Source organism: Microbacterium azadirachtae, assembly GCF_000956545.1.
Taxonomy (GTDB): Bacteria; Actinomycetota; Actinomycetes; order Actinomycetales; family Microbacteriaceae; genus Microbacterium; species Microbacterium azadirachtae.
Genome location: NZ_JYIT01000060.1, coordinates 43,162 through 54,512, shown reverse-complemented (window position 1 = coordinate 54,512; position 11,351 = coordinate 43,162). Strand labels below are relative to the sequence as shown.

Below are 11,351 nucleotides of genomic sequence, written 5' to 3'. Positions count from 1 at the left end.
GCCGCTGTTCGCGGGGATCGAGTTCAGCGAGGACTCCCGCGTCATCAACCAGTGGGCGCCGCTGCTGATGGAGCACCGCCGCAAGGGCGAACCGTTCGCCGCGGACGCCGGTGCTGCCGCGGCCGGAGCCGGGAGGCTCTCCCCACCGCCGGCGAGCGCGGTGAGCACCCGGGCCACGAGCAGTTCGAGGTGCAGGCGCGGTGACGTCGCACCGGTCATGTCGTCGAGCGCGGAGCTCACCAGGTCGGCCGCCCGCGACAGGCGCGGGCCGCCGAACACCGCGGCCTGCGTGCGCATGCGGGCGAGCTCGTCCTCGGGGACGCCGCGCAGCACCGCCGAGGCCGCGTCGCCGACGGCGGCGATCACGATGAGGTCTCTCAAGCGCTCCAGCAGATCGTCCACGAAGCGACGCGGATCCTGCCCGGTCTGCACCACCCGGTCGACCGCGGGGAAGGCGGCCGCCGCATCGCCCGCGGCGAGCGCGTCCACGATCTCGTCGAGCAGCGCGGAGTGCGTGTACCCGAGCAGCGCGACGGCGCGCTCGTAGGCCACTTCCACGGCCCCCGAGGCATTCGAAGGGTCGGAGCCGGCGATGAGCTGGTCGAGGAGGGAGAGGGTGTCTCGCGGGGATCCGCCGCCGGCGCGCACGACGAGCGGCAGCACGCCCTGCGCGACCGTCACGCCTTCCTCTGCGCAGAGCTTCTCGACGTACTCGAGCATCGCCGCGGGCGGCACCAGCCGGAACGGGTAGTGATGGGTGCGGGAGCGGATCGTGCCCAGCACCTTCTCGGGCTCCGTCGTGGCGAAGATGAACTTGATGTGCGGCGGCGGCTCTTCGACGAGCTTGAGCAGGGCGTTGAAGCCCTGCGGCGTGACCATGTGCGCCTCGTCGAGGATGAAGATCTTGAACCGGTCGCGGCTGGGCGCGAAGGTGGCGCGCTCGCGCAGGTCGCGGGCGTCGTCGACGCCGTTGTGGCTGGCGGCGTCGATCTCGACGACGTCGAGGGATCCGCCGCCGTTGCGGGAGAGCTCGACGCAGCTCGGGCAGACGCCGCAGGGGGTGTCGGTCGGCCCCTCGGCGCAGTTGAGGCAGCGCGCCAGGATGCGCGCGGACGTCGTCTTGCCGCACCCGCGCGGCCCCGAGAACAGATAGGCGTGGCCCACGCGGTCGCTGCGCAGCGCGGTCATGAGCGGATCGGTCACCTGCGACTGCCCGATCATCTCCCCGAAGTTCTCGGGCCGGTAGCGGCGGTACAGGGCTGTGCTCACCCGACAAGCCTAGAGCGTGCCCGCGACATTCGGACCGGGAGCCGTGCAGCCCGCCGCCGGGGCTCCTCGCACCCCTGCCGCGGAGCCGCGGACGGACGTACCCTGGAAGCGGAGGTGGGACCATGACGCAGGTGGCGGCAGGCGACCGGATCCGCATCCACGGCCGAGTCGTCGCCTGCCGCCGGTCCGATCGACATCGAGCGCATCCGCGCCGCATGGCCCGCCGTGCTCACGCGCCTCGAGAAGATCAGCCGTGGATCCTGGCTGGTGGTCACCGCCGTGCAGCCGCTCGCCTACGACGCCGCCTCCGACGTGCTCACGCTCGGATTCCCCGGCCCGAACGACGTCGCGCGATTCAAGGGCACGACACCGGGCAGCGGTCCCTCCGATCATCTGCGCACCGCGATCGAGGGCGAGCTCTCCGTCACGGTGAAGTATCTGCCTGCGCCGCTGCCGGCATCGGATCCGTCCGGCGCCGAGAGGAACTTAGCCGAGAGCGGGAAGGCCCCGCGCCCCTCGGACCACGGTCGCGCCGAGCGCGAGGAGCGCGGATCCGATGCCGCCGCAGCGACCGGCTCCCGTGCGGAAGCCCCTCGCGCCGCCGCATCGAAGGCGGCGCCGCATCCCGCGTCCGCGCCCGTCACCGAGTGGGCGGTCGCCGCGATCCCGCAGGGCGACCCCGAGCCGGCGCCGGAAGCCCCGGCGCCCGCCGCGCCCACGGCGGAGTCGCGGGTCGGGCAGTTCCCCGTCGACGAGGAGCCCGCCGACGTCGAGGCGATGCCGGCGTCCGGCTGGTACGAACCGGGGCACGACGGCGACGTCCTGGACGACGAGCCCCCGTTCCCCGACGACGCCGACGCGCCCGCACCGGACGAGGATCCGGATGCGCACGGTCGTACGCCCCAGCCGGCGATGGCCGCGGTGCAGAGCCCCGTCGAGCGAGCCGGGGCCGATCCTGCGACCACGGCCGCGCGCCCCGACACGGCCCCCCGGGCCGATGCGGCGGCACGGCCCGATCCGAAGGCCCGGCCCGCGGCCGCACCGGCGGTCGCCGACCGCGCTCCGCGCTCCGGCCCGCCCGGTGTGCAGCGCTACGGCGAGGCCGTGGTGCGACAGGTGCTCGGCGCCACCTTCCTGCGGGAAGAGCCGTACGAGCCGCAGACCAGATTCCAGTGACGACTGACCAAGGGACCCCGAGATGTACGACGGCATCGTCCAGGAACTGATCGACGAGTTCGGCCGTCTGCCGGGCATCGGGCCGAAGTCCGCCCAGCGCATCGCGTTCCACATCCTGCAGACGCCCTCCTTCGACGTGAAGCGGCTCGCCGAGCTGCTCACGGAGGTGCGCGAGCGCGTGCGGTTCTGCGAGATCTGCGGCAACGTCGCCGAGCAGGAGCGCTGCGCGATCTGCCGCGATCCGCGTCGCAACGCCGCGCTCATCTGCGTCGTGGAGGATGCGAAGGACGTGGCCGCGATCGAGCGCACCCGTGAGTTCCGCGGGCTCTACCACGTGCTCGGCGGCGCGATCAGCCCGATCGCCGGGGTCGGCCCCGACGATCTGCGTATCGCCCAGCTGATGACGAGGCTCGCCGACGGAACGGTGCAGGAGGTCATCCTCGCCACGAACCCGAACCTCGAGGGCGAGGCCACGGCGAGCTACCTCAGCCGTCTGCTCACGAGCATGCAGATCACCGTCTCGCGGCTCGCCTCCGGCCTGCCGGTGGGCGGCGACCTGGAGTACGCCGACGAGGTGACCCTCGGCCGAGCGTTCGAGGGCCGGCGCGTCCTGTGAGCGCCGCCGGGTTCAGCCGCCGCGGCTGGCTGCTCTTCGGAGCCATGTGCCTGCTCTGGGGCGTGCCCTATCTGCTCATCAGCGTGGTCGTCGAGTCGTTCTCGCCGCCCGCGATGGTGGCGGGCCGCACGCTCATCGCGGCCCTCCTGCTGCTGCCGTTCGCGATCCGCAGCGGCGCGCTCAGGGCCGCGTGGAAGCTGTGGCCGTGGGTGCTGGCATTCGGTCTCATCGAGATGGCCGGGCCCTTCCTGCTGCTCGGCCACGCGGAGCAGTCGCTGCCCTCGGGGCTGACCGGGCTCCTCGTCGCCACGGTGCCGCTCTTCGCCGCACTCATCGCGCTGGGCGGCGGCGACCGCGGCGTGCTGCGTCCGGCTCGTCTGATCGGCCTGCTCGTCGGATTCGTCGGCGTCGGCGTCGTGGTGGCGGGCCCCGGCCTCACCGGAGGCAAGGTCGACCTCCTCGCCGCCGCGGAGGTGCTGCTCGTCGCCGTGCTCTATGCGACCGCGCCGTTCATCGTCGCCCGCAAGCTCACCCACGTGCCTTCGATCGGCACGATCACGCTCGCCCTGCTGTTCATCGGGATCCTCTACCTCCCGGTCGCTCTGCTCACACAGCACAGGGTGCCGACGATCCCCTCGATCGCGGCGCTGGTCGCGCTCGGCGTGATCTGCACCGCGATCGCGTTCCTCGCCTTCTTCGCGCTCATCAAGGAGGTCGGTCCGGTGCGCGCGCCGCTGTTCACCTACGTCAACCCCGTGATCGCGATCATCCTCGGCGCGATCGTGCTGGCCGAGCCGCTCACCGTCGGCCTGCTCGTCGGGTTCCCGCTGGTGATCATCGGATGCTGGTTCGCGGGCACGGGCGGCCGGCTGCGGCCGAAGGCGGCGATCGACGAGACCGCCGTGGAGCTCACGGCCGAGCCGGTGCCGCCGGCGGAGCCTCCCGCCTCCGGCCCCGCCGCGCCGCCGGAGGTCAGGACGCCCGGCGGATCCCCTTCCACAGACTGATCAGCAGCAGCACGAAACCGGCGCCGATGAGGATGTGCCCGGCGCCGGCGATCCCGGAGATCGCCTTGGACGCCTCCACCTTCTGCACGTCGAGGATGCCGTGCCAGGTCATCATCGCCGCGGTGAGCAGCACTCCGGCGTTGTAGATCCAGAAGAACCAGCGGAACAGGCGGCTCGCGGAGAGGGCGAACAGCTTCTCCAGGGCGAGCACGATCAGGGTGACGAGTGCCCCGAGCGCCAGCAGGTGCGTGTGGACGAGGGCGAGCTGACCGCTGAACCCGTTCGGAAAGCCCTGCGCCTTCGTGAACTCGCGGTAGAAGAGCCCTGCGACCAGGCCGAGCGCGATCCAGGTCACGGTCGCGACGAAGAGCTGGGAGAGGGCACGGCGCTGCGCGGGCGCGGCGAGGGCCGGGGCGGTGAGGTCGGATGAGGAGGTCATGATCTCCACCTTCCTCTCCTTCGAGGTTTTCCGGATCCATCGAAGGATCGATCCTGACGCGGCGGGATCCGGGCCCCGACGGGGGAGAATCGGAGCATGACGACTGCACCGGCCTCCGCCCGTCGGCGGATGCTGCGCGGGGCCCGCTTCGCCTTGCACCTGATCACGGTGGTGCTCGTGGTCGTCACGACCGCGCGCGCCGCCGTCGAGGGCGAGCTGCTGCCGGTGCTGCTCGCCGCGGCCGTGTACCTGGCCTGGTACGGCGCGGGGGCGGGCTTCGCGCACAAGCGCGCCGCGGGGTGGTGGATGCTCGGCCTGCTGGCGATCTGGATCGGGATGCTCGCCCTGTCGCCGGAGTTCGTCTGGCTGGCCTTCCCGCTCCTGCTGCTCGCCGGGCATGTGCTGCGCCTGCCGTGGTCCCCGGTGTTCGTGGTGGTCGTGCTCGCGGCGTCGATCGCCGCGCCGTGGCTGCATCCCGGCACGGTGCAGCCGGGCACGTCGCTCGCGCACCTGATCGGTCCGCTCATCGGCGGCGGGTTCGCGTTCGCGGTGTCGCTGGGCTACGACGCGATGCTCCGGGACGCGGTCGAACGCGAGCGCCTCATCGACTCCCTGCTGCGCGCCCAGCACGAGGCCGCGCAACTGCACGACGAGCTGGCGGCCACGCAGCGCGAGGCCGGAGCCACGCGCGAGCGCACGAGGCTGGCGCGCGACCTGCACGACACGATCGCCCAGGAGCTCAGCACGATCGTGATGCTCGCGAGGACGGATCCCGCCGTCGAAGGGCCGCGACCCGACCGGACCGCGCAGATCGAACAGCTCGCACAGCACTCCCTGACGGAGCTGCGGCGCATCGTCGCGGCTCTCGCCCCCGCGGATCTCGACGAGTCGGCGCTCGCGGCGGCCCTGGACCGGATGCTCGACGCCCTGCACGACGAAACCGGCGTCGCGGTGCGGCTCGAGGTGGCCCCGGATCTGCCCGCCCTCGCCACGCCCACGGAGGTCGCGCTGCTGCGCGTCGCGCAGTCGGCGCTCGCGAACGTGCGCCGGCACGCGCGGGCGCAGCACGTCGTGGTCCTGCTGGAGGCCGACGAGGCGTCCGTGCGGCTCCGCGTGCAGGACGACGGTGTCGGGTTCGACCCCGACGTCCGCCCGTCCGATGCGTCCTACGGGCTGGCGGCGATGCGCTCGCGGCTGCGCGAGGGCGGGGGAGAGCTGACCGTGCGCTCCGCCCCGGGTGCCGGCACGACGATCGACGCGGTGCTGCCGCGCGGCGTCGTCGCGCCGGGCTCGCTGGCGGGTGCGGCGGGCACCGTGCCGGACGAGAGGACGGAGTCCGTATGAGCGTGCGGCTGATCATCGTCGACGACCACCCGATCGTGCGCGCCGGGATCCGTGCGGTGGTCGAGGCCCGGGGGTTCGAGGTGCTCGCCGAGGTGGGCACCGGCGAGGAGGCCGTCGACGCGACGCGCGAACTCCGGCCGGACGTGGTGCTCTGCGACCTGCGGCTGGGGGAGGGGATGGACGGGGTGGCGACGACCGCCGCGCTGCGGGCGCTGCCGCATCCGCCGGCCGTGCTGATCCTCACGACGTTCGACCACGATGCGCAGATCGTGCGGGCGGTCGAGGCGGGAGCCGCCGGCTACCTGCTCAAGGAGGTGGGCATCGAGGTCATCTCACGGGCGATCGTCGACGCCGCCGCGGGCGCGGCCGTGCCGACGCCCGGCGGCGACGAGCGGCTGGTGGCCGCGCTGCGCGCACCCCGCGTCGAGCTCACGAGCCGGGAGCAGGAGGTGCTGGCCCTGGTCGCCGAGGGGCTCAGCAATCGCGAGATCGCCACGCGGCTGTTCGTCGCGGAGGCCACCGTGAAGACCCACATCGTGCACCTGCTCGACAAGCTCTCCGCCGACAGCCGCACCGGCGCCGTCTCGGAGGCCCGTCGGCGCGGCCTGCTCTGACCGGGAGCGTGGGGGGCGGCGGTCCTTACCGCCCGGTCGTCACATACCGGTTGGGGCATGGAGGCCGCTCGTAGAATGACCTCTGGTGCGCCGACTCCGGCGCCCGGCATCCCCCAGGAGTGATCCGTGGCCCTCATCGTGCAGAAGTACGGCGGCTCGTCCGTCGCCGACGCAGAGAGCATCAAGCGCGTCGCGAAGCGCATCGTCGACACCCGCCGTGCCGGCCACGACGTGGTCGTCGCCGTGAGCGCCATGGGTGACACCACCGACGAGCTGCTGGACCTCGCAGCCCAGGTCGCGCCGATCCCGGCGCCCCGCGAGCTCGACATGCTGCTCTCCAGCGGAGAGCGCATCTCGATGGCGCTGCTCGCGATGGCGATCCACTCGATGGGCTTCGACGCGCGCTCCTTCACCGGTCCGCAGGCCGGCATGCGCACCGACAGCCGGCACGGCTCCGCCCGCATCGTCGAGGTCACCCCGACCCGCCTGCGTGAGGCGCTCGACGAGGGCGCGATCGTCATCGTCGCCGGCTTCCAGGGGATCAACGACGACACCCAGGACATCACCACGCTCGGCCGCGGCGGATCCGACACGACCGCGGTCGCCCTCGCCGCCGCGCTCGACGCCGACGTCTGCGAGATCTACAGCGACGTCGACGGCATCTTCACGGCGGATCCGCGTGTGGTCCCCCTCGCGCACAAGCTCTCGCAGGTCTCGAGCGAGGAGATGCTGGAGCTCGCCGCGAACGGCGCCAAGGTGCTCTACATCCGCGCGGTCGAGTACGCGCGGCGGCACGGCGTCCTCATCCACGCCCGTTCGACCTTCACGGCGAACGAGGGCACGTACGTTCTCGGCGAGGGCATGAAGAACCCTCGCGAATCCCAGGGAGAAGCCATGGAAGAGCCCATCGTCGCCGGTGTCGCCACCGACCTCAGCCAGGCCAAGGTCACCGTCGCGGGCGTGCCCGACGTGCCGGGCAAGGCCGCCGAGATCTTCAAGATCGTGGCGAAGTCCGGCGCCAACGTCGACATGATCGTGCAGAACGTGTCGGCCGCGTCCACCGGCCGCACCGACATCTCCTTCACCCTCCCCAAGTCGGACGCCACGGCGGCGCTCAAGGCGCTCGCCGCCGAGCAGGCCGAGGTCGGCTTCGAGAGCCTGCTGCACGACGACCAGATCGGCAAGCTCTCGGTCGTCGGCGCCGGCATGCGCACGCACTCGGGAGTCTCCGCGATCCTGTTCGAGGCGCTGTCGACCGCCGGCGTGAACCTCGAGATGATCTCCACGTCCGAGATCCGGATCTCGGTCGTGGTGCGCGGCGACGAGCTGGCCGAGGCCGCTCGCGTCGTGCACGCCGCCTACGGCCTGGACGGCGAGGTCGAAGCCGTCGTCGCCGCCGGCACCGGCCGCTGACCGCGACGGACCGGGGCGCGAGCACCGCGTGCTCGCGGAACCGATAGAATCGCCCAAACCCTGACACCGGCGCCAGGCGCGGAAAGCTCCGTCGTACCCGGCGGTCCGCGCCTTCGCCTCGTCCGCCGCCCTGTCGCGGCACCAAGCCGAGGAACAGCATCCCCATGACCCGCATCTCCGACTCAGGATTCTCCGTCGCCATCGTCGGCGCCACCGGCCAGGTGGGCACCGTCATGCGCGACATCCTCGCGGAGCGCTCCTTCCCGATCCGTGAGCTCCGCCTGTTCGCGTCCGCCCGCTCCGCGGGCAGCGCGATCGACTTCGGCGGCGTCTCCGTGATCGTCGAGGACGTCGAGACGGCCGACCCGGCCGGCGTCGAGATCGCCCTGTTCTCGGCCGGCGCCACCGCGAGCCGCGCCTACGCGCCGCGCTTCGCCGCCGCGGGGGCGATCGTCGTGGACAACTCGAGCGCCTGGCGGATGGATCCCGAGGTGCCCCTCGTGGTCAGCGAGGTCAACCCCGAGGCGATCGCAGAGACCCCCAAGGGCATCATCGCGAACCCCAACTGCACCACCATGGCGGCGATGCCGGTGCTGAAGGCGCTGCACGCCGAAGCGGGACTCGAGCGACTCATCGTCTCGACCTACCAGGCGGTGAGCGGATCCGGCCTCGCCGGGGCGCAGGAGCTGCTCGGTCAGGTCGAGGGGGTGCTCGCCCAGGGCGACACGCTGCGACTCGTGCACGACGGCTCGGCGCTCGACTTCCCGCAGCCCGAGAAGTACGTCGCCCCGATCGCGTTCGACGTGATCCCGCTCGCCGGATCCGTCGTCGACGACGGGCTGAACGAGACGGACGAGGAGAAGAAGCTCCGCAACGAGAGCCGCAAGATCCTCGGCCTCCCGGACCTGCGTGTGGCGGGCACGTGCGTGCGCGTGCCGGTGTTCACCGGGCACTCGCTGTCGATCAACGCCGAGTTCGCCGACGGCATCACGCCGGAGCGCGCCTACGAGGTGCTCGCCGCCGCCCCCGGCGTGGTGGTCGAGGAGGTGCCCACCCCGCTCTACGCGGCGGGCAAGGACCCGAGCTACGTCGGCCGGATCCGTGCCGACCAGTCCGCCCCCGAGGGCAAGGGACTCGTGCTGTTCATCAGCAACGACAACCTGCGCAAGGGCGCCGCGCTGAACGCGGTGCAGGTGGCGGAGCTGGTCGCGGAGCGCCTGCACGCCTGAGTCGCGAGCGCCGCACGCCCGAGTCGCGGGGCGCCCGCGTCGCCGTGATCTCCGCGTCGGCGAAAGGGCGTCGCCGGATGGCCGACACGGCGAAGAGGAGCACTCGTTCGGCGAACTAGACTGTTCGAGTGACTGAATCCGTCGACGTCGTCCTCATCGGCGGTGGCATCATGAGCGCCACCCTCGGAACACTGCTCCGCGAACTGCAGCCCGACTGGAAGGTCGTCGCCTTCGAGCGGCTGGGTGACGTCGCGGAGGAGAGCTCGAACGCGTGGAACAACGCGGGCACGGGACACGCCGCCCTGTGCGAGCTCAACTACATGCCCGAGGGCAAGGACGGCTCGCTCGACCCCGGCAAGGCGATCGGCATCAACGAGCAGTTCCAGCTCAGCCGCCAGCTGTGGTCGACGCTCGTCGACCGCGGCGTGCTCGACGCGCCCACCACGTTCATCAACTCCACGCCGCACATGACCTTCGTGCGCGGGCAGAAGGACGTCGACTACCTGCGCCGCCGCTACGAGATCCTCAAGGAGCAGCCGCTGTTCGCGGGGATCGAGTTCAGCGAGGACTCCCGCGTCATCAACCAGTGGGCGCCGCTGCTGATGGAGCACCGCCGCAAGGGCGAACCGTTCGCCGCGACCCGTGTGCCCAGCGGCACGGACGTCGACTTCGGATCCCTCACCCGCCAGCTGTTCGACCACCTCGCCGAGAGCGAGAACTTCACGCTGCTGCGCAACCACGAGGTCCGCAAGCTCAAGAAGCAGAAGGACGGCAGCTGGAACGTCCGCTACCGCAACGCGATCGGGCACACCCCGGGCGAGCTCAACGCGAAGTTCGTGTTCGTCGGCGCCGGCGGCTGGGCGCTCAAGCTGCTGCAGGGCTCCGGGATCTCCGAGATCCGCGGCTACGGCTGCTTCCCGATCGGCGGTCAGTGGCTGAAGACCTCGAACCCCGCGATCGTCGCGAAGCACAAGGCGAAGGTCTACTCGCAGGCCCCGGTCGGCGCGCCGCCGATGTCGGTGCCGCACCTCGACACCCGCGTCGTCGACGGTGAGACGAGCCTGCTGTTCGGCCCGTTCGCGACGTTCAGCCCGAAGTTCCTGAAGCAGGGCGGGATGCTCGACATCGTCACCCAGGTGCGCGCGCACAACCTGGGCAGCATGCTCAAGGTCGCCTTCACCAACTTCGACCTGATCAAGTACCTCGTCAGCGAGCTGCTGAAGACGCACCACCGCAAGGTCGCGACCCTGCGCGAGTTCATGCCGACGGCTCAGGACGGCGACTGGGAGCTGCTCCAGGCCGGTCAGCGCGCGCAGGTCATGAAGGGCGGCAAGCTGCAGTTCGGCACCGAGGTCGTCGCGGCCGCGGACGGCACCATCGCCGGACTGCTGGGCGCCTCCCCGGGCGCGTCGACGGCCGTCCCGGTGATGCTCGACGTGCTGCAGCGGTGCTTCCCGGAGCAGTTCGGCGCGTGGGAGCCCGCGCTGCAGAAGCTGATCCCCACGCTCGGCGAGAAGCTCAACGACTCGCCGGCCGACGCCGCGGCGTCGATGGGGGCCACCGCGAAGACGCTCGACCTCACGGCCTGATCGCGCCCCGTGGCCAAGCTGTACTTCCGCTACGGAGCGATGAACTCCGGCAAGTCCACGGCGCTGCTGCAGGCGGCGTACAACTACGAGGAGCGGGGGCAGCGGGTCCTGCTCGCCAAGCCGGCGATCGACACCAAGGGCGCGAGCCAGATCGAGAGCCGGCTGGGGATGACCCGTGAGGTCGACTTCCTGATCGCCGCGGGGGAGGGCGCGCGGACCCTGTTCCAGCAGGAGCGGGAGAAGGCGCGCAGCGACGGATCCGACATCGCCTGCCTGCTCGTCGACGAGGCGCAGTTCCTCGAGCCGGGGCAGATCGACGACCTGTTCCGCATCGCGGTCGAGGATGACATCCCGGTGCTCGCCTACGGCATCCGCAACGACTTCCTCACCCACGCCTTCCCGGGATCCGGACGGCTGCTGGCGATCGCCCACACGCTGGAAGAGCTCAAGACCATCTGCCGCTGCGGCCGCAAGGCGGTCTTCAACGGACGCAGGATCGGCGACCGGTTCGTGTTCGACGGCGACCAGGTCGCGATCGACGGCGCCCTTCGGCAGGCTCAGGGAGCCGTCACCTACGAGTCGCTCTGCGGCCACTGCTATCTCGAGGAGTCCGGCGGCCGCCTCGGCTGATGCATTGTGCTTGCGTGGTCTGACC

Annotated in this window: 11 protein-coding genes; 9 read left to right on the top strand and 2 right to left on the bottom strand. The window is 71.6% G+C overall.

Translation table 11 applies throughout. The features are described from left to right. A partial coding sequence (locus RL72_RS04095) for a DNA polymerase III subunit gamma and tau (protein WP_156156692.1) occupies positions 1-1,269 on the bottom strand: 1,269 nt, incomplete at its 3' end. A 225-nt stretch (positions 1,270-1,494) separates the two neighbouring features. On the opposite strand from RL72_RS04095, the gene RL72_RS04090 reads away from it, so the two are divergent. From RL72_RS04090 to RL72_RS04080, 3 genes are read left to right on the top strand one after another with little or no spacing between them, the layout of a single operon-like run. Next, positions 1,495-2,445, top strand: a complete 951-nt coding sequence (locus RL72_RS04090) for a hypothetical protein (protein ID WP_045249541.1) — start codon at positions 1,495-1,497, stop codon at positions 2,443-2,445. A 22-nt stretch (positions 2,446-2,467) separates the two neighbouring features. Next, positions 2,468-3,061 carry a recombination mediator RecR gene (recR, locus tag RL72_RS04085; RefSeq protein WP_045249540.1) on the top strand — a complete coding sequence of 198 codons (594 nt, stop codon included), beginning with the start codon at positions 2,468-2,470 and terminating at the stop codon, positions 3,059-3,061. Next, complete coding sequence (locus RL72_RS04080) at positions 3,058-4,068, top strand: DMT family transporter (protein ID WP_248700367.1); 1,011 nt, start codon at positions 3,058-3,060, stop codon at positions 4,066-4,068. Before recR ends, RL72_RS04080 begins: the two co-directional genes overlap by 4 nt. Here the strand turns inward: RL72_RS04080 and RL72_RS04075 are convergent. Next, a complete protein-coding gene (locus RL72_RS04075; protein ID WP_045249547.1) occupies positions 4,034-4,507 on the bottom strand; it encodes a DUF2871 domain-containing protein in 474 nt (157 codons plus the stop codon). The genes RL72_RS04080 and RL72_RS04075 overlap by 35 nt on opposite strands. Positions 4,508-4,603: 96 nt before the next feature. Between RL72_RS04075 and RL72_RS04070 the strand changes: the two genes are divergently transcribed. The 6 genes from RL72_RS04070 (at position 4,604) to RL72_RS04045 (ending at position 11,326) form a co-directional block, all read left to right on the top strand. Then, entirely contained in the window at positions 4,604-5,851 is a 1,248-nt protein-coding gene (locus tag RL72_RS04070) for a sensor histidine kinase (RefSeq protein ID WP_082072047.1), read from the top strand. Further along, positions 5,848-6,465: a response regulator gene (locus tag RL72_RS04065; RefSeq protein ID WP_045249539.1), complete on the top strand. Its 618-nt coding sequence runs from the start codon at positions 5,848-5,850 to the stop codon at positions 6,463-6,465. Before RL72_RS04070 ends, RL72_RS04065 begins: the two co-directional genes overlap by 4 nt. A gap of 126 nt (positions 6,466-6,591) precedes the next feature. Next, on the top strand, positions 6,592-7,878 hold the full coding sequence (locus RL72_RS04060) for an aspartate kinase (protein WP_045249538.1): 1,287 nt from the start codon (positions 6,592-6,594) through the stop codon (positions 7,876-7,878). Positions 7,879-8,042: 164 nt separating this feature from the next. Next, positions 8,043-9,107 carry an aspartate-semialdehyde dehydrogenase gene (locus RL72_RS04055; protein WP_045249537.1) on the top strand — a complete coding sequence of 355 codons (1,065 nt, stop codon included), beginning with the start codon at positions 8,043-8,045 and terminating at the stop codon, positions 9,105-9,107. 128 nt (positions 9,108-9,235) lie between these two features. After that, the gene (mqo, locus tag RL72_RS04050; protein ID WP_045249536.1) at positions 9,236-10,696 is read left to right on the top strand and encodes a malate dehydrogenase (quinone); all 1,461 of its coding nucleotides are present in this window, start codon (positions 9,236-9,238) and stop codon (positions 10,694-10,696) included. A 9-nt stretch (positions 10,697-10,705) separates the two neighbouring features. Next, positions 10,706-11,326 (top strand): thymidine kinase, encoded by a 621-nt coding sequence (locus RL72_RS04045; protein ID WP_045249535.1) that lies wholly within the window; start codon positions 10,706-10,708, stop codon positions 11,324-11,326. Positions 11,327-11,351 lie beyond the last annotated feature (25 nt).

Bases quoted from the DNA above. Each gene is read 5' to 3' on its own strand.
- RL72_RS04075 (WP_045249547.1), bottom strand. From the start codon at position 4,507: ATGACCTCCTCATCCGACCTCACCGCCCCGGCCCTCGCCGCGCCCGCG.
- recR (WP_045249540.1), top strand. From the start codon at position 2,468: ATGTACGACGGCATCGTCCAGGAACTGATCGACGAGTTCGGCCGTCTG.
- RL72_RS04055 (WP_045249537.1), top strand. From the start codon at position 8,043: ATGACCCGCATCTCCGACTCAGGATTCTCCGTCGCCATCGTCGGCGCC.
- RL72_RS04065 (WP_045249539.1), top strand. From the start codon at position 5,848: ATGAGCGTGCGGCTGATCATCGTCGACGACCACCCGATCGTGCGCGCC.
- RL72_RS04070 (WP_082072047.1), top strand. From the start codon at position 4,604: ATGACGACTGCACCGGCCTCCGCCCGTCGGCGGATGCTGCGCGGGGCC.